25 protein-coding genes are annotated in these 23,175 nt (G+C 75.1%); 1 reads left to right on the forward strand and 24 read right to left on the reverse strand.

Annotation, left to right across the window (positions count from 1 at the left end):
* Positions 1–3: 3 nt before the first annotated feature.
* The 23 genes from ADEH_RS14165 to ADEH_RS14275 form a co-directional block, all read right to left on the reverse strand.
* A complete protein-coding gene (locus ADEH_RS14165) occupies positions 4–2,076 on the reverse strand; it encodes a HEAT repeat domain-containing protein (protein ID WP_011421784.1) in 2,073 nt (690 codons plus the stop codon).
* The gene (locus tag ADEH_RS14170) at positions 2,073–2,612 is read right to left on the reverse strand and encodes a chemotaxis protein CheW (RefSeq protein WP_011421785.1); all 540 of its coding nucleotides are present in this window, start codon (positions 2,610–2,612) and stop codon (positions 2,073–2,075) included. The genes ADEH_RS14165 and ADEH_RS14170 overlap by 4 nt, the downstream gene beginning before the upstream one ends.
* Positions 2,599–3,519 (reverse strand): chemotaxis protein CheW, encoded by a 921-nt coding sequence (locus ADEH_RS14175; protein WP_041453551.1) that lies wholly within the window; start codon positions 3,517–3,519, stop codon positions 2,599–2,601. Before ADEH_RS14175 ends, ADEH_RS14170 begins: the two co-directional genes overlap by 14 nt.
* A 14-nt stretch (positions 3,520–3,533) precedes the next feature.
* Positions 3,534–4,358: an ExeA family protein gene (locus ADEH_RS14180; RefSeq protein ID WP_011421787.1), complete on the reverse strand. Its 825-nt coding sequence runs from the start codon at positions 4,356–4,358 to the stop codon at positions 3,534–3,536.
* 4 nt (positions 4,359–4,362) lie between these two features.
* Positions 4,363–6,426: a chemotaxis protein CheA gene (locus tag ADEH_RS14185; RefSeq protein WP_011421788.1), complete on the reverse strand. Its 2,064-nt coding sequence runs from the start codon at positions 6,424–6,426 to the stop codon at positions 4,363–4,365.
* A 32-nt stretch (positions 6,427–6,458) separates the two neighbouring features.
* Positions 6,459–7,037 carry a peptidase M17 gene (locus tag ADEH_RS14190; protein WP_011421789.1) on the reverse strand — a complete coding sequence of 193 codons (579 nt, stop codon included), beginning with the start codon at positions 7,035–7,037 and terminating at the stop codon, positions 6,459–6,461.
* Between the two features lie 10 nt (positions 7,038–7,047).
* Positions 7,048–7,476 carry a transcription antitermination factor NusB gene (nusB, locus tag ADEH_RS14195; RefSeq protein WP_011421790.1) on the reverse strand — a complete coding sequence of 143 codons (429 nt, stop codon included), beginning with the start codon at positions 7,474–7,476 and terminating at the stop codon, positions 7,048–7,050.
* 2 nt (positions 7,477–7,478) lie between these two features.
* Entirely contained in the window at positions 7,479–7,967 is a 489-nt protein-coding gene (gene ribE / locus ADEH_RS14200) for a 6,7-dimethyl-8-ribityllumazine synthase (RefSeq protein WP_011421791.1), read from the reverse strand.
* Positions 7,964–9,286, reverse strand: coding sequence for a bifunctional 3,4-dihydroxy-2-butanone-4-phosphate synthase/GTP cyclohydrolase II (locus tag ADEH_RS14205; protein WP_011421792.1), 1,323 nt, complete (start codon positions 9,284–9,286; stop codon positions 7,964–7,966). Before ADEH_RS14205 ends, ribE begins: the two co-directional genes overlap by 4 nt.
* Positions 9,283–9,930: a riboflavin synthase gene (locus ADEH_RS14210; protein WP_011421793.1), complete on the reverse strand. Its 648-nt coding sequence runs from the start codon at positions 9,928–9,930 to the stop codon at positions 9,283–9,285. The genes ADEH_RS14205 and ADEH_RS14210 overlap by 4 nt, the downstream gene beginning before the upstream one ends.
* Before the next feature lie 12 nt (positions 9,931–9,942).
* A complete protein-coding gene (gene ribD / locus ADEH_RS14215) occupies positions 9,943–11,121 on the reverse strand; it encodes a bifunctional diaminohydroxyphosphoribosylaminopyrimidine deaminase/5-amino-6-(5-phosphoribosylamino)uracil reductase RibD (protein ID WP_011421794.1) in 1,179 nt (392 codons plus the stop codon).
* Positions 11,118–11,588 (reverse strand): transcriptional regulator NrdR, encoded by a 471-nt coding sequence (nrdR, locus tag ADEH_RS14220; protein ID WP_011421795.1) that lies wholly within the window; start codon positions 11,586–11,588, stop codon positions 11,118–11,120. Before nrdR ends, ribD begins: the two co-directional genes overlap by 4 nt.
* A 66-nt stretch (positions 11,589–11,654) precedes the next feature.
* Entirely contained in the window at positions 11,655–12,908 is a 1,254-nt protein-coding gene (gene glyA, locus ADEH_RS14225; RefSeq protein ID WP_011421796.1) for a serine hydroxymethyltransferase, read from the reverse strand.
* Positions 12,909–12,981: 73 nt separating this feature from the next.
* Positions 12,982–13,425, reverse strand: coding sequence for a ribose 5-phosphate isomerase B (gene rpiB / locus ADEH_RS14230; protein WP_011421797.1), 444 nt, complete (start codon positions 13,423–13,425; stop codon positions 12,982–12,984).
* Between the two features lie 31 nt (positions 13,426–13,456).
* Entirely contained in the window at positions 13,457–14,698 is a 1,242-nt protein-coding gene (fabF, locus tag ADEH_RS14235; protein WP_011421798.1) for a beta-ketoacyl-ACP synthase II, read from the reverse strand.
* Between the two features lie 91 nt (positions 14,699–14,789).
* The gene (gene acpP / locus ADEH_RS14240; protein WP_011421799.1) at positions 14,790–15,029 is read right to left on the reverse strand and encodes an acyl carrier protein; all 240 of its coding nucleotides are present in this window, start codon (positions 15,027–15,029) and stop codon (positions 14,790–14,792) included.
* 51 nt (positions 15,030–15,080) lie between these two features.
* Positions 15,081–15,833, reverse strand: a complete 753-nt coding sequence (gene fabG, locus ADEH_RS14245) for a 3-oxoacyl-[acyl-carrier-protein] reductase (protein ID WP_011421800.1) — start codon at positions 15,831–15,833, stop codon at positions 15,081–15,083.
* 9 nt (positions 15,834–15,842) lie between these two features.
* Positions 15,843–16,784, reverse strand: a complete 942-nt coding sequence (gene fabD, locus ADEH_RS14250) for an ACP S-malonyltransferase (RefSeq protein WP_011421801.1) — start codon at positions 16,782–16,784, stop codon at positions 15,843–15,845.
* A 16-nt stretch (positions 16,785–16,800) separates the two neighbouring features.
* On the reverse strand, positions 16,801–17,781 hold the full coding sequence (locus ADEH_RS14255; protein ID WP_011421802.1) for a beta-ketoacyl-ACP synthase III: 981 nt from the start codon (positions 17,779–17,781) through the stop codon (positions 16,801–16,803).
* 7 nt (positions 17,782–17,788) lie between these two features.
* Complete coding sequence (gene plsX / locus ADEH_RS14260; RefSeq protein WP_011421803.1) at positions 17,789–18,874, reverse strand: phosphate acyltransferase PlsX; 1,086 nt, start codon at positions 18,872–18,874, stop codon at positions 17,789–17,791.
* 5 nt (positions 18,875–18,879) lie between these two features.
* Positions 18,880–19,059 (reverse strand): 50S ribosomal protein L32, encoded by a 180-nt coding sequence (gene rpmF, locus ADEH_RS14265; protein ID WP_011421804.1) that lies wholly within the window; start codon positions 19,057–19,059, stop codon positions 18,880–18,882.
* A 39-nt stretch (positions 19,060–19,098) separates the two neighbouring features.
* Positions 19,099–19,659, reverse strand: coding sequence for a YceD family protein (locus ADEH_RS14270; RefSeq protein ID WP_011421805.1), 561 nt, complete (start codon positions 19,657–19,659; stop codon positions 19,099–19,101).
* 180 nt (positions 19,660–19,839) lie between these two features.
* Positions 19,840–20,487: a response regulator gene (locus tag ADEH_RS14275; RefSeq protein WP_011421806.1), complete on the reverse strand. Its 648-nt coding sequence runs from the start codon at positions 20,485–20,487 to the stop codon at positions 19,840–19,842.
* Positions 20,488–20,709: 222 nt separating this feature from the next.
* Here ADEH_RS14275 and ADEH_RS14280 point away from each other — a divergent pair, with 222 nt between their 5' ends.
* Positions 20,710–22,827 (forward strand): hypothetical protein, encoded by a 2,118-nt coding sequence (locus tag ADEH_RS14280; RefSeq protein WP_011421807.1) that lies wholly within the window; start codon positions 20,710–20,712, stop codon positions 22,825–22,827.
* A gap of 102 nt (positions 22,828–22,929) precedes the next feature.
* Here ADEH_RS14280 and ADEH_RS14285 read toward each other — a convergent pair whose 3' ends face one another.
* Positions 22,930–23,175, reverse strand: coding sequence for a hypothetical protein (locus tag ADEH_RS14285; protein ID WP_011421808.1), 246 nt, complete (start codon positions 23,173–23,175; stop codon positions 22,930–22,932).

Genomic DNA, 23,175 nt, shown 5'->3' on the forward strand with positions numbered 1-23,175 from the left:
CGCTTACCCGGCCCCGAGCGCGCGGGCCGCGTCCGCGAACGCGCGCGCCACCAGCGGATCCGGGTCGCCGGCGGCGAGCCGGGCGGCGTCCGGTGCGAGCGCCGGGTCGCCGCGCACCGCCATGCCGCCGGCGGCGGCGCGCCGCACGTCCCAGCGCGCGCTCCCCGCCGCCTCGCGCAGCAGCCGGGCGCCCTCGGGCCCCGCCAGCCGCGCGGCCGCGGCGACGCCCTCCTTCGCGACCTCCGGATCCGCGTGCCGCACCGCCGCCGCGACCAGATCGGCCGGCGGCGCGCCCAGGCCCGAGAGCGCGTGCAGCGCTGCCACCACCACCGCGGGCGGGCTGGCCGGGTCGCGCCCCAGCGCCGCCAGCGCGGGCGCCTGCTCCGCCGCGCCCGCCGCGCCCAGCGCCTCCGCGGCCGCGGCCCGCACCGCCGGCTCCGGGTCGCCGAGCGCGGCCGCGAGCGCGTCGCGCACCGCGGGCGCCGCGCCGCCCGGCGCCCCCGGGGCCCCCCGCACCACCTCCGCGCAGCCCGCGGCCGCCGCGGCGCGGACCTGCCAGTCGCCGTCCCGGAGCACCGCCGCGAGCTCGCCGAGCACCGCGCCCGCCGGCGCCGCGCCCCGGCGCCCCAGGGAGGCCAGCGCGGCCGCCGCGGCGGCGCGACCGGCCGGCGCGGCCCCGCGGAGCCCATCGCAGACCCGGGGCAGGTCCTCCGCCTCGCCCAGCGCGCCCAGGATGCGGTACAGCGCCGGCGAGGCGCCCACCGCCGCCCGCGCGCGCGCCACCGCGCGCACGGCCGCCGCGCAGGCGGCGGACTGGAGCCCGATGCGCGCGAGCGCGTTCGCGGCCATGGCCGCGACGGCCGGGTCGTCGTCGCCGAGCAGCCCCGCCAGCGGCGCCACCGCGCGCGCGTCGCCCAGGCGTCCCAGCGCCGCCACCGCCTCGGCCTGCAGGAAGCCGCCCGGGTCGCTGGCCTCGCGCACCACGGTCTCCAGCGCGGCCGGGCTGCCCAGGCGCGCCAGCACCGCGAGCGCCGTGAGCCGGCCCACCGGGCCCTGCCCGCCGAGCGCCTCGGCGAGCGCGGCCCGCAGCTCGGCGCCGGCCGGGAGCCGCTCCAGCGCGTCCTCGACCAGCGGGCGCAGGCGCTCGTCCTCGGCGGCGCGCAGCAGCGCGCCCACGTGCCGCGCCCCGCCCAGCCACCCGAGCGCCGCGATCGCGCCCAGCGTCGCGAGGGGATCGTCGCCGCCGATCGCCGCGGCGCACGCGTCCGCCACGCCGGAGTCGCGCGCGCCCACCTCCCCCACCGCTCCGGCGAGCACCGTCAGCGCGCCCGGGGCGTCCCGGGCCACCTGCAGGCCCACCCCGGCCAGCGCGGCCTGCCGCGCGCCGCGCGCCGGCTCCGCCAGCCCCCGCGCCAGGAGCCGCAGCCCCTCCGGCTCGTCGCACGCGCCCAGCGCGCGGTAGGCGGGGCGGCGCAGCGCCGGGTCGGGGAGGATCCCGGCCACCAGGGCCGCCGGCGGGCAGGCCCGCAGATCGCCGAGCGCCTCCAGCGCCGCGAGCCGCAGCGTCGCGTCGTCGGACGCGAGCGCCGCGGTCAGCGCCCCCGCCGCCTCGGGCCCGCCGAGGCGGCCCAGCGCCTCGGCCGCCGCGGCGCGCACGTTCGGATCTGCGTCGGCGAGGCGGGCCGCCAGCGCGGGCACCCCGCGGCGATCGCCGATCGCCCCGAGCACCCCCGCCGCCGCCTGCCGGAGGTCGGCGTCGGGGCCGCCGAGCCGCTCGAGGACCGCGGGCACCGCCGCGCCTCCCAGCCGCTGGAGCGCCGCCGCTGCGGCCTCGCGCGCGCCCACGGTGGCCCCGCCGCCCAGCGCCTCCAGCAGGCCGGGCAGCGCCGGCGCGGGATCGCGGAGCGCGCCCAGCCGCTCGACGGCGGCGGCGCGGACGCGCCAGCTCGCGTCCGCGAGCGCGTCCAGCAGCACCGCCAGGTCGGCCGGGGCGGCGGGATCCAGCTCGCCGGTGGCGCGGTAGCGGAGCTCCTCGTCGCCGGAGCGGGCCCGGCTGCGCGGGTCGGGAGGGGTCATGCGCGCCTCGAGGCCTCGGCCTGCGCCCGGGCCGCGGCCGCCTCGCCCGGCACCACCGGGTCGAGCAGGGCCTTCACGTCCAGGAGGAGGCGGAGGCGCGCCGGGGCGCCGCGCCGGCCGCCGGGCCGCCCGTCGCCGCCGCACACGCCCAGGAAGAAGCGGGGGCCCCCGTCCGCCACCAGCGCCGGGGCCGGCCGGAGCGCGTGGCGCGGGAGGCGCAGCACCTCGCAGACCTCGTCCACCACCAGCCCGATGCGCCGCCGGGCCACGTTCACCACGAGGAAGCGCGTGCGCCGGGTGGGCGGGCCGATCGGCAGCCCGAAGCGGCGGCGGACGTCCACCACCGGGATCACCTCGCCGCGCAGGTGGAACACCCCCTCGACGAACGCGGGCGCGCGCGGCACCGGGGTGACGGGCTGCGGGGGGATGATCTCGCGGACCCGCATGATGTCGATGGCGTAGTCCTCGCCGCCGACGCGGAAGGTGCAGAGCTGGACCCGCGCGCCCTCCGGCGCGGCCGCCTCAGGCGCCCCCACCCTGCCCCCCCTCGGCGCGCCGCGGCGGCGCCAGCGAGCGGCGCACCAGCGCGGCGGGATCGATGACGGTGAACAGCCGGTCGCGCTCGCGCCCGATCCCGAGCAGGCACTCCGCCGCGTCGCCGCCGATGCCCTGGGGGCACGGCTCCAGGCTGCCGGCGGGCAGCCGGACCACGCTCGAGATCGCGTCCACCCGGAAGCCGCAGGGCCCGTCGCCCGCGTCCACGATGACGAGGCGCCACGCGTCGTCGCCCGCGTCCGGCGCGGCGGGCAGCCCGAGCCGCGCCCGGGGGTCGATCACCGCCACCACCCGGCCGCGCACGGTCACCACGCCCAGCACCGGCGCCGGCGCGCGCGGCACCTCGGTGAGCGGCGGGGGGCGCAGCACCTCCTGCACGCGCTCCACCGGGACGGCATACTCCTCGTCCCCGAGCGCGAACGTGAGGAACTCGTCGAGCCCCACCTGCCCCGGCTCGACCGGCGCCTGCGCGCCGTCCGCGCCCCAGCCCAGGTCCGGCAGCTCCGGCGCCTCCTCGTCCGCCCGGTAGAAGAACGCGTCGAGCGGATCGCGCGCGGCCGGCGCGGAGGGTGGGCGCGCCTCGGAGGCGGGCGCGGGGGGCGGCGACGCGGGCGGCGCGGCGGGGCCGGCGACGCGCGCCGGGGGGAGCGCGGAGGGGTCGATGGGGACGGGGGGCGGCTCGCCCGGGCGCCAGGTGGTGAAGCGCGCCGGGTCCGGCTCGGGCATGGTCTGGAGGCGCCCGGCGAGCGCGGCCGCGGCGGCGGGCGCGGCCCCGGGCACCGCCTCCGCAACCGGCTCGGGCGCGGGTCCGGCGACAGAGGGCGGCCGGGCCGCGGCGCGCGCGGCGGCCCGCTCCCTCGCCTTCTTCCGGATCTCCAGGAAGTCCATCGCCGGGGGGCACTCTACCCCGGCCGTCCTGGCGTTCCCAGATAGGCGGCGATATCGGCCGCGGCCGCCTCGACCACCTCGGCGCCGATCGTCTCCACCTCGCGCGCGAACCCCTCCAGCAGCGCGCTCGCCGCGACCTGGTTCACCCGGCGCGGCAGGCCGCCGCTCAGCCGGTGGACCGCCGCCACCGCGGCCGGCTCGAACAGCGGGTCGGTCCGGCCGGCCACCGCGAGCCGGTGCTCCAGGTACCGGCCGGTCTCGGGCGCGTCGAGCGCGCCGAGGTGGTAGGCCACCCCGACCCGCTGCAGGAACGCCTCGCCTCCCCGGGCGCGCAGCCGGTCGCGCAGCTCCGGCTGCCCCACCAGCACCAGGCCCACCAGCGCCCGGTCGTCGGCGCACAGGTTGGTGAGGAGCCGCAGCTCGTCGAAGGCGGCGCGGGCGGAGAGGAGCTGCGCCTCGTCCACCACCACCACCGCGAACCGGCCGTCGGCGTCGAGCCGCGCCACGTGCTCGGCGAGCGCCGAGAACGCGTCCGCCTTCCGCCGCGCCGGCGGGAGCCCGAAGCCCTCGGCGATCGCGCCGAGGAGCTGCGCGGCCGGGAGCGCCGGGTGGACCACGAAGCTGAAGCGGCAGCGGTCCGCGAACGCGTCCACCAGCGCGCGCGACAGCGTCGTCTTGCCCGCGCCCACCTCGCCGGTGAGCACCGCCAGCTCGCGCTCCTCCAGCGCGTGCGAGAGCCGCGCGAGCGCCTCGGCGTGCTGGCGCGAGGGGAACAGGAACGCCGGATCGGGCGTCTTGGAGAACGGCTTGCGGGCGAGGCGGAAGTGCTCGAGGTACATCCGGCTAGCCCGCCGCCTCGCGGGGCTCCCCCGACACCACGTCCTCGATGATGGCGCCGACGTCCAGCACCAGCACGGTGCGGCGGCTGCCCAGGTCGGTCGCGCCGGCGATGCCGCGCACGCCCTGCAGCACCGCGCCGAGCGGCTTCACCACCACGTCCTGCTGCCCGACCACCGCGTCCACCGCCACCCCCAGCCGCTCCTGCGCCAGCCCCACCACCACCACGAACAGCCGCTCCGGCGCGCCCGCGCCGGGCAGGCCGAAGAAGCTGGAGAGGCGCACCAGCGGCAGCGTCGCGCCGCGGACGGTGACCACCTCGCGGGTGGAGAGCGTGCGCACGTCGGCGGCGCGGACCTCCAGGATCTCGAGCACGCTGTTGAGCGGCACCGCGTAGGTCCGGCCCGCCACCCACACCACCAGCGCGCGCACGATGGCGAGCGTCACCGGCAGGGTGATCTCGAAGCGCGTGCCGCGCCCGCGCTCCGTGTGCAGGTCGATGATCCCGGACAGCGCGGCGACGTTGCTCTTCACCACGTCCATGCCCACGCCGCGGCCGGAGAGGCTGGTGACCTGGCGCGCGGTCGAGAACCCGGGCACGAAGATGAGGTTCATGAGCTCGCGGCGGGACAGCGCGCCGACGTCGCCGGCGGCCGCCAGCCCGCGCTGGACCGCCACCTCCCGGATGCGGTCCTCGTCGATGCCGGCGCCGTCGTCCTCCACCACGATCCGCACCTTGTTGCCCTGCTGCGAGGCCTCCAGCCGCACCGTGCCGAGCGGCGGCTTCCCGGCGCGGGCGCGCCGCTCGGGCGCCTCGATGCCGTGGTCGATGGCGTTGCGGATGAGGTGCATGAGCGGGTCGGAGAGGTCCTCGACGATGAGCTTGTCGAGCTCGACCTCGCCGCCCGAGACCCGCAGGTCGATGTCCTTGCCGATCTCGCGCGCCAGCTTGCGCACCATCCGCGAGAGCTTGTCGAACACCTGCTCCAGCGGGACCATGCGCACCTCGAGGATGCCGGCCTGCAGCTCCTCCAGGCGCCGCTCCAGGGTGCGGTTGGTGCGCTGCAGCTCCGCCGCGACGGCCGGATCGCGCCCGTCGGCGCGGAGCTGCTCGGCGAGCGCGACCAGGCTCGTCTTGACCAGCACCAGCTCGCCCACGGCGGTCATGAGCCGGTCGAGCTTGTGGATGTCCACGCGCACCGCCTGCGAGGCGGAGCGCAGCGACGCGGCCTCGTCGCCGGGCGGCTCGGGCGCCGGGGAGAGCGCGGCGGCGCCGGCCGGGCGCCGGGGCGGCTCGGCGCGCGCGGCGGCGGGCGGCGCCTCCACGCGCGGCACCACCTCGACCGCGGCGGCCGGCCCCGCCTCGCGGCGGATCGCGTCGAGCGGCTCCTTCGAGGCGAACAGCAGCTCGAAGGCGATGGACTGCGGGTCGCGGACGTCCGACGACGGGAGCGTCGAGACCACCTCGCCGAGCCGCTTCAGCCGGCCGCTCAGCGCCGCCAGGTCGCGGTCGAACCCGTCCAGCTCGAAGCTCACCTTCACCCGGTGCAGCGCCAGCCCCTTGGCGAGGTTGGCGCGCAGCCGGTGCTCCTCGTACTCGGTGAGGATGTCCCGGACCTCGGGGCCCAGCGCCACGGTGGCGAGGGGGTCGGCGGCGCGGGCCGGCGGCGGCGCCTCGCCCGCCCGGAGCCGGTCGGTGAGCCGGGCCGCCGCGTCGGTGCTCGCCGGCGGCGCGCCCGCGGCCTCCTCCGCCACGATGCGGGAGAGCACCTCCGGCGCCTCGAGCAGCAGGTCGACCGCGGCGCGATCCAGCCCGCGCCGGCCCAGCCGCACCTCGTCGAGCAGGTCCTCCAGCGCGTGCGCCAGCCGCGTCAGGCGCTCCACGCCGAACATGGAGGACAGGCCCTTCAGCGTGTGGGCGGCGCGGAAGACGCCGTTCAGGAGGTCCGGGTCCGGATCCTCGTGCCCGCCCGCCTCGAGCCGCATGAGGCCGTGGCCGAGCGCGTCGATGGTCTCCTGGGCCTCGGAGACGAACTCGGCGAGCGCCTTCTGGGATCGGTCGGCCGGCATGGGCGGCGCGGAGGCGCGCCCCCGCGGCCGGGTCAGCGTACCACGCCGCCGACGTGCGGCAAGGCGCGGCCCCGGGACGGCATCTCCACGCGCGACGGGGGCGCCACCACCTCCACGTCCAGCCCCATGGCGTTGCGGGCGGCGGTCAGGTCGCGCTGCAGCGCGCGCGGGTCGCCCAGCAGCACCTGCCGGCGCACCGGCCGGAGCGTGCTGGCCTCGAGCCAGAGGCGCGCCGCCAGCCCCGCCTCGCCGGCGAACGGCGGGAAGGACGAGGCGAACGCCTCGCTCCCGGCGCGGGCCATGGCGGTGCAGGCGCGGCGGGCGGCGCCCAGGAACGCGTCGGGCGCGAGCGGCACCGCGGGCAGGCCGAAGCAGAACACGCGCGCCGGGCGGATGCGGCCGCCGGACGGGACGAGCAGCGCCTCCTCCGGCGCCGCCTCGAACAGCCCGCCGCGGATCACGCGCGAGACCGCGCCGCACATCCGCCAGTCCACGAAGCCGGCCAGGCCCTGCAGCGGCCGCTCCGGCCCGACGAAGACGCACAGCGCGTCCACGTCGAGCGCGTCGATGGCCTGCAGCCCCAGCTCCGCCACCTCGATCTTGAGCGTCACGCCTCGCCCCTCACCGCTCGCCGCGGCGCGCCGGCGGCAGGCCGCTCGCCACCTTGTCGAGGACGCCGTTCACGAACGCGCCCGAGCTCTCCGACCCGTACTTCTTCCCCAGCTCGATGGCCTCGTTGATGACCACCTTAACCGGCACGTCGGTGCGCAGCAGCTCGAACACCGCCAGCCGCAGCACGTTCCGGTCCACCTTGGCCATGCGGTCGAGCCGCCAGTTGGTGGAGACCGCCTCGATGGCCTCGTCCACCGCGCGCCGGTGCTGGGCCACGCCGCGCACCAGCCCCTCGGCCAGGTCCATCACCTCGCGCTCGACCGGCTCGAAGCTCTTCCAGAAGCGGGAGAGCGCGTCGTCGATGCCCTCGGCCGCCACGTCGATCTGGTAGAGCGCCTGGAGCGCGCGCTCGCGGGCCCTGGTCCGCCGCGACGTCACCGTCACTCCGCCTTCCGCGCAGGGGCGCGCGCGATCGCGCGCAGCACGTTGGCCTGCTCCACCGCCGCGGCCGCGGCCTCGGCGCCCTTGTTGCCCGCCTTGACGCCGGCGCGCTCCAGGGCCTGCTCCATGCTGTCGCAGGTGAGCACGCCCATCGCGACCGCGCAGCCCGCCTCCATGGCGACGTGGGCCACGCCCTTCGTCACCTCGGCCGACACGTACTCGAAGTGCGGCGTGCCGCCCCGGATCACCGCGCCGAGCGCGACCACCGCGTCGTAGCGGCCGGTGGCCACCACCCGGCGGAGCACCGCGGGCAGCTCGAACGTGCCCGGGCACCGGAACACGTCCACGTCGCCGTCGGCGACGCCGTGCCGCCGGAGCGCGTCGGCCGCGCCCACCAGGAGCTGCTCGGTGACGAGCGAGTTGAAGCGCGCCACCACCAGCGCGGCCTTGAGGCCGGTGCCGACCAGCGAGCCTTCGTAGACGTTCATCGCCTTCCCTTTCCCTTCCTGGACGGGGCCGGGCGCCGCCGCTTGGCGGCCCGCGCCGGGGCCGCCGGCGCGCGCGCCACCGCCGCCGCGACCGGCGCCAGCGTGAGCAGGTGGCCCATCTTGTCCCGCTTGGTGATGAGGTACGCGCGGTTCCGGCGCGTCGCCGGCATCTCGATCGGCACCCGCTCCACCACCTCGAGGCCGTAGCCCTCGAGCCCGATGATCTTCTTCGGGTTGTTGGTGAGGAGCCGCATCTTGCGCACGCCCAGGTCGCGGAGGATCTGGGCGCCGATGCCGTAGTCCCTCAGGTCCGGCTTGAAGCCGAGGCGCACGTTCGCCTCGGCGGTGTCGTAGCCCTCGTCCTGCAGGTTGTACGCCTTCAGCTTGTTCGCCAGGCCGATGCCCCTGCCCTCCTGGTCGAGGTAGAGCAGGACGCCCTTGCCGGCGCGGTCGATCTGGTCCAGCGCGGCGTGGAGCTGCGGGCCGCAGTCGCACCGCTCGCTGCCGAAGACGTCGCCGGTGAGGCACTTCGAGTGGACCCGGACCAGCACCGCCTCGTTCGACCGCCACTTGCCCTTCACCAGCGCCACGTGCTGGTGCCGGTCCACGTCGTTCTCGTACGCGACCGCGCGGTACTCGCCGTGCTCGGTGGGCAGCGGCGCCTCCGCGGCGCGCCGCACCAGCGTGTCCTTCATCATCCGGTACGAGATGAGATCGGCGACCGAGACGATGGGCAGGTCGTGCGCCCGGGAGAGCTTCTCCAGCTCGGGCATGCGCGCCATGGTGCCGTCGTCGTTCATCACCTCGCAGATCACGCCGGCCGGCTTCAGGCCGGCGAGGCGGGCGAGGTCCACCGACCCCTCGGTCTGGCCGGCGCGCACCAGCACGCCGCCCTTCCGCGCGCGGAGCGGGAACACGTGGCCCGGCCGCGCCAGGTCCTCGGGGCGGCAGCCGTCGGCGACCGCGGTGAGGATGGTGTGGGCGCGGTCCTTCGCGCTGATGCCGGTGCTGACGCCCTGGCGCGCCTCGATCGACACGGTGAACGCGGTGCCGAAGCCGGAGGTGTTCGCCGTCTCGTCCACCATGAGCGGGAGGCGCAGCTGCCGCACCTTCTCCTCGGTGAGCGACAGGCACACCAGGCCGCGCCCGTAGCGGGCCATGAAGTTCACCGCCGCCGGCGTGACCTTCTCCGCGGCGAGGCACAGGTCGCCCTCGTTCTCGCGGTCCTCGTCGTCCGTCAGGATCACCATCTTGCCGGCGCGGAGGTAGGCGATGGCCTTCTCCACCCGGTCCACGGCGTGCTGCGCGTGCTCCGTCACGGCTTCTCCTCTGCTGCGTATCCCCAGCGGGCGAGATCGCCCGCCCCGAGCCCCTCGAACGCCCGCAGGCGCGCCACGTGGCGCGCCAGCACGTCGGCCTCGAGGTTCACCTTCGTGCCCGCGGCGGCCTGGCCCAGCGTGGTGCGAACCAGCGTCTCGGGGATCAGCGCGAGCTCGAAGCGGTCGCGGGCGGCGGTCGCCACGGTGAGCGACACCCCGTCCACCGCGATGGAGCCCTTCTCCGCCACGAGCGGCGCGATGGACGCCGGCAGCGAGATCGCGAGCCGCGCGCCCTGCCCCTCCGGCACGCGGCGCAGCACCTCGCCCACCGCGTCCACGTGGCCCTGCACCAGGTGCCCCCCGAGCCGCTCGCCCACCGCGAGCGCGCGCTCGAGGTTGACCTTCGTGCCCGGCCGCCAGCTGCCGACGGTGGTGCGCGAGAGGGTCTCGGGGACCGCGTCGAACGACACCAGGCCGCCCCCGCGCTCGACCACGGTCAGGCAGGCGCCGGAGCAGGCGATGCTCTCGCCGAGCACCAGCTCGTCCACCGGCAGCCGCGCAGGGCGGAGCGTCAGGCGAGCGCCTCCCTGCCAGGGGACGATCCGCTCCACCACGCCGACGTCGGCGACGAGTCCGGTGAACATTTCGCGCGAATCCTAGCCTCGTTGGGGGTTTTTGGCCAACGCGGTGCGGCGCACCGGGACGCCGGTGACGAGCACGTCGTCGCCCACCCGCTCGAACGCCACCTGGTCCAGCCGCAGCGCGTCGGCCATGCGCGCCGGCCCGCGGCCCGCCACGAGCGGCACGCCGTCGCCGCCGGCGATCTTGGGGGCGACGAAGACGGCCACCCGGTCCACCAGCCCCGCCTCGAGGAAGCGCGCGTGGACGTGGGCGCCGCCCTCCACCAGCAGGTGCGCGACGCCGCGGGCGGCGAGCTTCGCGAGCAGGTCGCGGAGGTCCACCCCGCCCTTCCCGCGCCGGCAGCGCAGCAGCTCCACGCCCGGCCCGTACGGCCGCGCCGGCGCGGGCGCCGCGTGCGCCACGAGCGTGGGCGCCGGGGAGCCGCCGCGGAAGAGGGCCAGCGTCCGCGGCAGGGAGAGGTCGCTGTCCAGCACCACGCGGATCGGGTCGCGGCCGCCGCGCGGCAGGCGCGTGGTGAGCCGGGGGTCGTCGGCGCGGGCGGTCCCGGCGCCCACCAGCACCGCGTCCACCCGGTCGCGGAGCCGGTGCACCCAGGCGCGCGCCGCCTCCCCGCTCACCCAGCGCGCGTCGCCGGTGCGGGTGGCGATGCGGCCGTCGAGCGTCACCGCCGCCTTCAGGGTCACGAACGGCCGGCGCTCGGTGATGAACGTGAACCAGGGCGCGTTGAGGCGGTCGCAGTCGTCGCGCAGCACGCCCTTCACCACCGCCACGCCGCTCCGGCGCAGCCGGGCCATCCCGCGCCCGTTCACGAGGGGGTTCGGGTCGCTCGAGCCCACGAACACGCGGCGCACGCCGGCCTCGAGCAGCGCCACCGAGCAGGGCGGCGTCTTGCCGAAGTGATCGCAGGGCTCGAGCGTGGTGTACACGTCCGCGCCGCGCGCGAGCGCCCCGGCGGCGCGGAGCGCCACCACCTCGGCGTGCGGCCCGCCGGCGCGCGCGTGGTGCCCGCGCCCGACCACCCGCCCGTCGCGGACGACCACCGCGCCCACCGCCGGGTTCGGGCTGGTGCGCCCCAGCCCGCGCGCCGCCTCGCGCAGCGCCAGGCGCATGAAGCGCTCCGCCTCCGCGACGGCGACGGGCGCGGGCGCGCGGGCGCTCGCCCGCCGCCCGGACGGCGCCGCGCGCGCGGTCACCGCTCCTCCCCCCCGTCCTTGCGCGCCAGGCCCGCCAGCTCGGTCATGAACTCGCCCACGTCGCGGAAGGCCCGGTACACCGAGGCGAAGCGCACGTAGGCCACCTCGTCGAGCGTGCGGAGCCGCTGCATCACCGCCTCGCCGATGACGGCGGTGCGGATCTCCCGCTCTCCCAGCTCCTGCACCTGCCGCTCCACCGCGGAGACGAGCGCCTCCACCTGCTCGGCGGAGACCGGCCGCTTCTGGCAGGCGGTGGCGACGCCCTCGACGATCTTGGCGCGGTCGAACGCCTCGCGGCGGCCGTCCTTCTTCACCACCTGCGGGAGCACGTCCTCGATGCGCTCGTAGGTCGTGAACCGGCGCTCGCAGGACAGGCACGCGCGGCGCCGGCGCGTGGCCTGGCCGTCCTGCGTCTCGCGCGAGTCCACCACCCGGTCCTCGAGGTGTCCGCAGTAGGGACAGCGCATGATCCACTCACCCCGGTCCGCCGTCCGGCGCGGGGCCCCGGCCGGCCCCGCCCCGCGGCGCGGCCGTCAGACGCGATCCGCGTACATCGGGAAGTGCGCGCAGAGGTCCTTCACCTCGCCGCGCACCCGCGCCAGCACCTGCTCGTCGGCCGGCGCGTCGAGCACGCGCCCGATGAGCGCGGCCACCAGCGTCATCTCCCGCGGGCCCATGCCGCGGGTGGAGAGCGCCGGCGTGCCGACCCGGATCCCGGAGGTCGTCATGGGCTTCTCCGGATCCCACGGGATCATGTTCTTGTTCACGGTGATGCCGGCCTTGCCGAGCGCCTCCTCGGCCACCTTGCCGGTGAGCTTCTTCGGGCGCAGGTCCACCAGCATCAGGTGGTTGTCGGTGCCGCCCGACACGAGCCGCAGCCCGGCAGACTTCAGCCCCTCGGCCAGCACCTGGGCGTTCTCCACGATGCGCCGCTGGTACTCCTTGAACTCGGGGCGGAGCGCCTCGCCGAACGCGACCGCCTTCGCGGCGATGACGTGCTCGAGCGGGCCGCCCTGGATGCCGGGGAAGATCTGCGAGTTCAGCGTCTTCGCGTGCGCCTCGCGGCAGAGGATCATGCCCCCGCGCGGCCCGCGCAGCGTCTTGTGCGTGGTGGTGGTGACGATCTCCGAGTGCGGCACCGGCGACGGGTGCAGCCCGGCCGCGACCAGGCCGGCGATGTGCGCCATGTCCACCACCATGGCCGCCCCGACCTCGTTCGCGATCTCGGCGAAGCGGTCGAAGTGCAGCGTGCGCGAGTACGCGCTCGCGCCGACCATCAGGATGCGCGGCCTGTGCTCGCGGGCGAGGCGCGCCACCTCGTCCATGTCGATGGTCTCGTCGGACTGGCGCAGGCCGTACGGGACGATCTTGAAGAGCTTGCCGGAGAAGTTCACCGGCGAGCCGTGGGTGAGGTGCCCGCCGAAGTTCAGGCTCATGGCGAGCACCGTGTCGCCCGGCTTCGCCAGCGCGAAGTACGCGGCCATGTTGGCCTGCGAGCCGGCGTGCGGCTGCACGTTCGCGTGGTCGGCGCCGAACAGCTGCTTGGCCCGGTCGATGGCGAGCTGCTCGACCTGGTCCACCACCTCGCAGCCGCCGTAGTAGCGCTTGCCCGGGTAGCCCTCGGCGTACTTGTTGGTGAGGGTCGAGCCGAGGGCCTCGAGCACCGCCGGCGAGACGAAGTTCTCGCTGGCGATGAGCTCGAGCCCCTCCGCCTGGCGCCGCGTCTCCTCGCGGATGAGCTTCGCGATCTGCGGATCGGCCTCGGCGAGGCGCTGGGTGGGCATCATCTTCGGTCTCTCCTCGGGAGCGTGGCGGGAGGGCGGTTCTATCGCGCCCCGCCGGGTCAGGCAACGGGGCGGTTCAGCGCTCCAGCGCGCCGATCTTGTCCACGCGCCGCTGGTGCCGCCCGCCCTCGAACGGCGTCTCCAGGAACGCCTTCACGACCGCGGCGGCCACGCCCAGCCCGAGCACCCGCTCGCCCATGCAGAGCACGTTCGCGTCGTTGTGCGCGCGGGCCATCCGCGCGTCGAACTCCGTGACGCAGTGGGCCGCCCGGATGCCGTGGACCTTGTTGGCGGAGATGGACATGCCGATGCCCGTGCCGCACACCAGGATGCCGAGGCGCGCGCGCCCGGCCGCCACCGCCTCGGCCACCTGCCGGGCGTAGTCGGGGTAGTCCACGCTCTCGCCCGTGAACGGCCCCAGGTCCTCGACGTCGAACCCGGCCGCCCGCGCCACCTTCACCGCCTCGGCCCGCAGGTGCAGCCCTGCGTGGTCGGAGCCTGCGATCACCCGTTCGGCCATCTCCGCCTCCCGCGCCGCGGCGGCGCCGCGGCTACACGCGCTTGAACAGCACCACGGCGTTCGTCCCGCCGAACCCGAAGGAGTTCGAGACCGCCACGTCCACGCGCACCTCGCGCGCCGTGTTCGGGATGACGTCGAGATCGCACTCCGGATCCTGCTCCACGACGTTGATGGTCGGCGGCAGCACGCCGCGGGAGATGGCGAGGACCGTCACCACCGCCTCGAGCCCGCCCGCGCCGCCCAGCAGGTGGCCGGTCATGGACTTGGTGGAGGAGACCATCAGCCCCTTCTTCGCGTGCTCCCCGAAGACGCGCTTGATGCCCTGGCACTCGGCCACGTCGCCGACCGGCGTCGAGGTGCCGTGCGTGTTCACGTAGCCGACCTGCTCGGGCGCGACGCCCGCGTCCTGCAGCGCCATGCGGACCGCGCGCGCGCCGCCCTCGCCGCCCTCGGCCGGCGCGGTGATGTGGTACGCGTCGGCGCTGGCGCCGTAGCCGGCCAGCTCCGCGTAGATCCGCGCGCCGCGCGCGCGGGCGTGCTCGTACTCCTCGAGCACCAGCAGGCCGGCGCCCTCGCCGGCCACGAAGCCGTCGCGCCCCTTGTCGAACGGGCGGCTCGCCTGCTCCGGCGCGTCGTTGCGCTCCGAGAGCGCCCGGGCCGCGCAGAAGCCGCCGATTCCGAGCGGCGTGATGGTGGCCTCGCAGCCGCCCGCGATGATCACGTCGGCGAGGCCGCGCTCGATGTAGAGCATCGCGTCGCCGATGGAGTGGTTGCCGGTGGCGCAGGCCGACACCGGCGAGAAGTTCGGGCCCTGCATCCCGTACTTCATGCTGATCTGGCCCGGGGCCAGGTTGATGATGAGCGACGGGATGAAGAACGGGCCGATCTTGCGGACGCCCTTCTCCAGCAGCGTCTTGTGCTCGTCCTCGATGGTGCCGAGGCCGCCGATGCCCGCGCCGACGATGGCGCCGACGCGCACCGGGTCCTCCTTCGACATGTCGAGGCCCGAGTCCTTCATGGCCATGTCGGCGGCGGCCAGCGCGAACTGGATGAAGCGGTCGTTCCGGCGGGCCTCCTTCCGGTCCATGAACCGGGTCGGATCGAAGGCCTTCACCTCGCCCGCGATGCGGGTCGGGTAGGTCGAGGCGTCGAAGAGGGTGATGGGCCCGATGCCGCTCTTGCCGGCCACGAGCGCGCTCCAGGACTCCTCCACCCCGATGCCCACGGGCGAGACCAGCCCCAGTCCAGTGACGACGACACGGCGCCTGCTCATCAGGTTCACCTCTCCTCGGAAAGAGCGCGTGCGGCGGCGGCGAGGCCCCCCGGCCCCGCCCCCGCGCGCGGTACCGACTCCGGAGCCGCGGCTACTTCTTGTGCGTGGTGATGTAGTTCACCGCGTCCTGCACCGTCTTGATGTTCTCGGCCTCCTCGTCGGGGATCTCGACCTCGAACTCCTCCTCCATGGCCATGACCAGCTCGACGATGTCGAGCGAGTCGGCGCCGAGGTCCTCGATGAAGCTGGCGGCGGGCTTGATCTCGTCCTCTCCCACGCCCAGCTGGTCCGCGATGATGTTCTTCACCTTCTGCTCGATCGTTGCCGACATGGTGCTTCCTCCGTTGTGCTCGGGGTTGGTGCCGCCGCAGGGAGCCTGCAGCTACATGTACATGCCGCCGTTGACCCGCAGGGTCTCGCCGGTCACGTACGATGCCTGGTCGCTCGCGAGGAACGCCACCGCGTTCGCCACGTCCTCCGCGCTGCCGAGCCGCGCGAGCGGGATCATGTCCTTCATCTTCGTCTTCGCGGCCTCGGGGAGCGCCGCGGTCATGTCCGTGTCGATGAAGCCGGGCGCCACCGCGTTCACGCGCACGTTGCGCGACGCGAGCTCGCGGGCCACCGACTTCGTGAGCCCCTCCAGCCCCGCCTTGGTGGCGGCGTAGGCGGCCTGGCCGGCGTTGCCCATCTCGCCCACCACGGAGGTGAGGTTCACGATGGCGCCGGCGCGCTGCCTCATCATGGGCCGGGTGGCGGCGCGGATCAGGTTGAACGCGCCGGTGAGGTTCACCTGGAGCTGCCGGTTCCAGTCCTCGTCCTTGAGCCGCATGACGAGCTGGTCGATGGCGATGCCGGCGTTGTTCACGAGCACGTGCAGCCCGCCGAACGTGGCCACCACCTGCTCCACCGCGGCGGTGCAGGCGGCCGGGTCGGCCACGTCGAACCGGTACAGCTCGGCGCGCGGCGCGCCCGCCTGGCGCACCAGCGCGAGGGCCTCGGCCGCGGCCGCGTCGTTGCCCGCGTAGTTCAGGGCCACGCTGGCCCCGCCGCGCGCCAGCGCCACCGCCACGGCGCGGCCGATGCCGCGCGAGGCGCCGGTGACGAGCGCGATCTTCCCGGTGAAGTCGAACGTCATGTCGATCCCCTAGCCCTTCAGCGCGGCGAGCGTCTTCTCCAGCGACGCGCGGTCCTCGACGTTGAACGCCTCGACCGACCTGTCGATGCGGCGGATCAGCCCGGAGAGCACCTTGCCCGGGCCGACCTCGACCACCCGGGTCACGCCCAGCCGGACCAGCTCCTCGACGCACTCGATCCAGCGCACCGGCGCGGTCACCTGCTCGACCAGCAGCGGCACCACCCGCGCGGCGTCCTGGTTCGGCTTCGCCTCGACGTTCGTCACCACCGGCCGGAGCGGCGCCTTCCACGCGATCCCGCGCAGCACCGGCTCGAGCCGCGCCTTCACCGGCGCCATGAGCGCCGAGTGGAAGGGGGCGGACACCGGCAGCGGCAGCACCCGCTTCGCCCCGGCCTCCTTGAGCCTCGCGCCGGCCTGCTCCACCGCGCCGGCCGCGCCGGCGATCACCGTCTGGGCCGGCTCGTTGTAGTTCGCGGGCGAGACCACCTGCCCGGTCTCGGACGCCACCGCGGCGCAGATCTCGCGGACGCGCGCCGGGTCGAGCCCGAGCACCGCGCTCATGGCGCCCTGCCCCGCCGGCACCGCCTCCTGCATGAACGTGCCGCGCGCGCGCACCGCCCGCGCCGCCTCCGCGGCGCCGCACGCGCCCACCGCCACCAGCGCCGAGTACTCGCCCAGCGAGTGGCCGGCCACGAAGTCCGGGACCAGCCCCTGGTTCGCGAGCACCGCCGCGGCGGCGGACGAGACGGTCAGGATCGAGGGCTGGGTGTTCGCGGTCAGCTTGAGCTGGTCCTCGGGGCCGCCGAAGCACAGGGCCGAGAGCTTCTCGCCCAGCGCCTCGTCCACCTCCTCGAAGATCTCCCGCGCCTCCGGGAAGGCGTCGTGCAGGTCCTTGCCCATGCCGACCGCCTGCGAGCCCTGCCCCGGGAAGACGAACGCCAGCTTGCCCATGTGTCCGCCCTCCCGGCTACCAGCGCACCACGCTGGCGCCCCAGGCCATGCCGCCGCCGATCGCCATCATCAGGACGGTGTCGCCCGGCTTCAGCCAGCCGGCCCGGTTCGCCTCGTCGAGCGTCATCGGGACGCTCGCCGCCGAGGTGTTGCCGTACTTCTCGAGGTTCATCCAGCACTTCGACTCGGGGATCTCCAGGCGGTGCAGCGTCGCGTCCAGGATGCGCTTGTTCGCCTGGTGCGCGATCACCCAGGTCACGTCGCCCGGGGTGAGCTTCTCGTCGGCGAGCACCTCGCGGCAGCTCTCCTCGAGCGAGCGGACGGCCACCTTGAACACCTCGCGGCCGTTCATCTTCACGTAGTGCGACTTCTCCCGGACCACCTTCTCGGAGATCGGGTCGCGCGAGCCGCCACCCGGCTGCAGCAGGATGGGCACGAGCGAGCCGTCGGCGTGGAGGCGGACGGCGCGGATGCCGCGCTGCGGGTCGTCGGTCGGCTTCAGCACCATCGCGCCGGCGCCGTCGCCGAACAGGATGCAGGTGTTGCGGTCGGTCCAGTCGGTGATCCGGGTCAGCGCGTCGGCGCCCACCACCAGCGCGTTCTTCACCGCGCCGCTCGCGACGAAGCGATCCGCGACGGAGAGCGCGTACAGCGAGCCGGCGCAGGCGGCCGAGACGTCGAACGCGAACGCCTTCTTGTTGCCGAGCTTGCCCTGCAGCACCGCGCCCACGCTGGGGAACGGGTAGTCCGGGGTGACCGTGCCCACCACGATCATCTCGACGTCCTTCGCGTCCAGGCCGGCCGCGTCGAGCGCGCGCCGCGAGGCCTCGAGCGCGAGATCGCTGGTGGCCTGGTCGTCGGCGACGACGTGGCGCTCGCGGATGCCGGTGCGCTCCACGATCCACTGGTCGTTCGTGTCGACCAGCTTCTCGAGATCGGCGTTGGTGACGACCTTCTCGGGCGCGTAGGACCCGGTGCCGGCGATGAGGGAGCGCATGGATCTCCTAGGTTTGGGGCGGCGCGGTGCGCCGCGGCGTGGGGCCCTGCTGGGCGGCCGCGCCGTTGGCGGGGACCTCCAGCAGCGCGTGCGACGGCGCGACGGCCCGCGCGATCTCGTCGATGAAGTGGGTGCGCGCGGCGTCGCCCGCGCGGCGGATCGCGTTCTCGATCGCGAGCGCGTCGGAGCGCCCGTGCGAGATGAACCCGACCCCGTTCACGCCCACCAGCGGCGCGCCGCCCACCTCGCGCCAGTCGATGCGCTTCTTCATCCCCTCCAGCGCCGCCTTGGAGAGCAGCCCGCCGATCTTCGACACGGTGGTGCTGCGCAGCGCGCGCTTGAGGTACTCGCCGACCACCTTGGCCGTGCCCTCCATCGTCTTCAGGGCCACGTTCCCGGTGAAGCCGTCGGTCACGATGACGTCCACCTCGCCGGTGAGCAGGTCGCGCCCCTCGCAGTAGCCCACGAAGTCGATCGGCGCGCGCCGCAGCGCCGCGGCGGCGGCGCGGGTGAGGTCGGTGCCCTTCGTGTCCTCCTCCCCGTTCGAGAGGATCGCGATGCGCGGCCGGGCCACTCCGTGCACGCGGCGCGAGAAGACCTCGCCCATGAGCGCGAACTGCACCAGGTGGATCGGCCGGCAGTCCACCACCGCGCCCATGTCGAGCATGAGCGGCGAGCCCTTGAGCGCGGGGAGGACCGAGACGATCGCGGGCCGCTCGACGCCCTCGGGACGGCCGAGGACCAGGATGGCGCCCGCCATCACCGCGCCGGAGTTGCCCGCGGACACCATCCCCGCCGCCCGGCCGGACGCGACCAGGTCGAAGCAGACGCGGATGGAGTTGTCCTTCTTCCGCCGCATCGCCTGGCCGGGGTGGTCGTGCATCTCGACCACCTCCGTCGCAGGGTGCACCTCGAGCGGCAGGGAGCTCCCGGCGCGGTGGCGCGCGAGCTCCTCTCGCACGCGCGCCTCGGGGCCGACCAGGACGACCGGCAACCCCTTACGCGCTGCGTTAACGGCACCTTGTACGATCGCGCCGGGGGCGTGGTCGCCCCCCATCGCATCGACGGCGATGGGCGCGATCTTCCCGACCATCGCGCCTATGACGCCTCGGTGATCTGCTCACCCTTGTACGTCCCGCAGGACGGGCAGGCGCGGTGCGGGAGCACGGGCTCCTTGCACTTCGGGCACTTCACCACGTTGACCGGCTTCAGCTTGAAGTTCGCGGCGCGGCGCCGATCGCGCCGCATGCTGCTCGTCCGCTTCTTGGGAACGCCCACGTCGTGCTCCTTCTGCGCGCCGCAGCCGCGGCGCGCTCACTACAGCTTCACGTTCTTGAGGCCCGCCCAGCGCGGGTCCGGAACGTGGCGATCGCAGCCGCACTCGCGATCGTTCAGGTTGGCCCCGCACACGGGGCAGAGTCCCTTGCAGTCGTCCTTGCACACCGGGTAGCCCGGCACCGCCAGGAGCAGCTGCTCGCGGAGGATCGGGTCGAGGTCCACGACCTTGCCCGTGTAGATCTCCTCGTCCGCCCGCTCGGCCTCGAAGCTGCCGCCGGCCGGGCCGGTGCTCGAGTCCTTCTCGCCTCGGGGCTCGTCCACGTACTCGTCCGAGGGGACGAGCGTCAACTCGAAATCCACGGGCTGGTCCAGCGACACCGGCTGGAGGCACCGGCCGCACGGCACCGAGAGCTCCGCCTTCCCGTGCGCGTCCACCCGCACGCGCCGGTCGATCTTCTCCAGCTTCGCCTCGACGTGAAGCGGACCGCGCGCGCGGTAGCCGGCCTTGTCGCCCTGGAGGATGTCGTCCACCTGCTCGCGGGCGACGTCCCAGCTCCGACGGAGGCCTGCCTCCTTGATTTCGTCAATATTGACGCGCATTTATACGGCTTTCCGAGGCGGAAAAAGGGCCTCATTATAGGGGTCGATCCCGCGAAGTCAAGGCGCGCCGGGCCGTTGCCCGCGCGCGCCGGACTCCCCAGGGATGTAAGCCTCCTCGAACCCGGGAGGGACCCGGGCCTCGAGGCGGCCCCTCGCGACCCCGCGAGGCGGCGCCGGCGCCTACGGCTTCACGAGCCCGCGCGCGACCGCGAGCAGCGCGGCCTCGGCCTTCGTCGAGACGTCCATCTTCTCGTAGATCCGCTTCACGTACGTCTGGACGGTGCCCTCGGCGATGCCGAGCGCCGTCGCGACGTCCGCGTAGGTGTGGCCGTGCACCAGCAGCTGCAGCACCTCGAGCTCGCGCTTCGAGAGCGCCGGGCCGTCCTTGGCGCGCTGGTCCGGCGGGTCGCCGCGGAACTCCTGGAGCAGCACCTTCGCCGCGCGCGGGCTGATGGGCGCGGCCTCGCCGGAGAGCACGTCCTCCACCGCCTTGGTGAGATCGGCGGCGTGGAACGGCTTCAGGATGTAGCCCGAAGCCCCGGCCCGCATCGCGTTCAGCACGCGGGCGGGGATGTCCACCGCGGTCAGCGCGATGCACGCGGTCTTGGGCAGCTCCTGCCGGATGGTGGCGATGACGTCCTCACCGCTCATCTTCGGCAGCCCGAGATCCACGAGGGCCACGTCCGGCCGCTCGCGCCGGGCCAGCGCGACCCCATCCTCGCCGGTCGCCGCGGTCCCGCACACCTCGAATCCGTGCGCGGTCAAGACCTGGGCGATGAGCTTCGACACCGCCTCGTCGTCCTCGACCGCGATCGCCCGGATTGCCATGGAAGCGCGCCCCCCTGGGGAGTGCGTACGCACCCCCGCAAAATCACTGCCATACGTACCAGCCCGGGGCATGGAGGGTCAAGGATGCGGGCCCCCTGCCGGACGGTACGTGGGCACGCACAGTGCGCACCGCCGCGCACAGCAAACCCCTGGTAGACGCAAGGCGTTCTGGGGTAACTGCTCGCTGTCCCGCTCGTCGGGGACACGAGGAGCCAACCGACCATGCACAGCTGCCCCGCACGCCTTCGGCTCGCGTTCACCGCCTCCCTGCTCGCCGCGCTCGCGGCGTGTTCCAGCGGAGGGGGTGGCGGATCGGGGCCCGTCGATCCGCCGCCGCCCGCCTGCAGCGAGCTGAACGCCGCCTGCAGCACGCCCGCCGACTGCTGCACCGGCCTCACGTGCCTCGGCGGGACCGGCGCAGGCACCTGCGTCACCGTCAGCTCGTGCGTCGCCGACGCGCAGGCCTGCAGCGCCGGCGGCGCGCCCTGCTGCGAGGGGCGCTGCGAGGGCGGCGTCTGCACCAAGGGCTCCACCACCTGCGTGGCGGACGGGACGGCGTGCACCGTGGGCGGCACCGCCTGCTGCTCCGGGACCTGCGCCTCGCCTCCCGGCGGCGGCGCGACGGTCTGCACCACGAGCGAGTTCTGCAAGCCGGCCGGCGAGGCCTGCACGGCCGCGAGCGACTGCTGCACGCTCAACTGCGTGGACGGCGCCTGTCGCGCCGAGGCGTGCAACCAGATCGGCGAGGGCTGCGCGACGCCGTCCGACTGCTGCTCCGGCACCGGCTCCTGCGGCACGAACCAGTCCGGCACCTGCACCGCCGTCCCGAGCGGCGGCACCGGCGCCTCCTGCCGCACGCTCGGCGAGGCCTGCTCGCAGCCGTACGACTGCTGCTCCACCAACTGCCAGGGTGGCGCCTGCGTCCCGGCGTACACCTGCAACGCGTACGGCGACCTCTGCTACCAGGGGACCGACTGCTGCTCCGGCCTCTGCGACACCAGCGCCGGCACGCCGGGCCGGTGCTTCGATCCGCCGGGCGGCTGCGTCCAGGGCGGCAACCCCTGCGACGGCCCGTCCAACTGCTGCTCGCGCCTGTGCGTGGACCCGGGCAGCGGCGCCAAGGTCTGCCAGCCCGCCGGCGGCTGCCGCATGACGGGCGACTTCTGCGACTCCACCGACGCCTGCTGCAACATCAACGACAAGGTGCCCACGTCCCAGCGGATCTCCTGCGACGCGGAGCACACCTGCGACAACGGCGGCTCGTGCAACCCGCCGGGCAACATCTGCGGCGCCTCGACCGACGTGAACGCGTCGCAGAACTGCTGCATGCCGAGCACCTGGAACGGCAGCGGCAAGCCGGCCTGCAAGCCCGACTCGAACAACATCATGCGCTGCTACGGCGCGCCCCCCGGCGAGACCGGCTCCACCTGCCCCACCGGTTACGACGGCAGCGATCCGAACTGCTGCATCCCGCAGGGCGACGTCTGCCAGTTCCGCGACCAGTGCTGCGGCCTGGCGCCGTGCGTGCCGGACGCGCAGGGCGTGCTCCGCTGCGGCGGCTCGTGCATCCCGACCACCGGGACCTGCACCAGCAACGCCGACTGCTGCAGCGGGACCTGCACCTCCGGCAAGTGCGCGCCGGCCGCCTGCGGCGCGGTGGGCAGCACGTGCAGCACCGACGGCCAGTGCTGCTCCGGCTTCTGCGACGCGGACTCCCACGCCTGCCAGCCGGTGTGCCAGCGGCAGAGCGAGGCCTGCACCGTCTCCGCGGACTGCTGCTCGGGCCTCTCCTGCGCGGTCCCGCCCGGCGCCACGCACGGCTCCTGCGTCACCGACCAGAGCTCCTGCGTCGATCTCGGCCAGGCGTGCGGCGCCGGCGACACCTGCTGCTCGGGGCTGTCCTGCACCGGCGGCACCTGCCAGTCGGCCCAGACCTGCGTGGACGTGGGCCAGGGCTGCACCGCGGGCGGCGCCGCCTGCTGCACCGGCCTCGCGTGCAAGACGCAGGGCACGACCGGGCAGGCGGACTGCGCCGCTGGCGACACCTCCTGCACCTGCGAGGTCCCGGCGGCCACCTGCGGCCACTACGTCCACGGCCAGCCGCTGCCGTCCTGCTCGCCGACCAACCCCTGCTGCCCCGGCGAGAACACCACCTGCCTGAGCAACGGGGTGCCGTGCACCAGCGCCACCGGCTGCTTCTGCACGCCGCCGCAGACCTGCGCCGACATCGGCGCGGCGTGCTCGCCGACGCAGACCTGCTGCACCGGGACCTGCGCGAAGGCCGGCTCGTTCGACCTCTGCGACGGCACGACCAGCTGCAGCTGCATCAACCCGGGCTAGCGGCCCTCCGGTCCCCGGACCGGACGTGAGAAGGCCCCGGCCGCCCGCGTAGGGCGCCGGGGCCTTCGGCGTTCCGGGGGGCGCCGCGCGCCCCGCCCTGCCCTACGGCTGGCCGCCGCCGAGGCGGCCGCCCAGCTCCTCGTGCTCGCCCACGCCCTGCAGGTCGAGCGCGATGGCGAGCAGGTACAGCGCGAGCGAGGTGGTGCCGAAGAGCTGGCCGAGGCTCATCGCCGCGACGAGCAGGAACGGGTTCGGGAACACGATGCCCGCGATCATCAGGGCGAGCGAGACGAGCGACAGGACCGCCGAGACCAGCACCAGCCGGCGGATCGTGAACTTGGAGATCAT

The organism is Anaeromyxobacter dehalogenans 2CP-C, assembly GCF_000013385.1.
In the GTDB taxonomy this organism is placed as follows: domain Bacteria; phylum Myxococcota; class Myxococcia; order Myxococcales; family Anaeromyxobacteraceae; genus Anaeromyxobacter; species Anaeromyxobacter dehalogenans_B.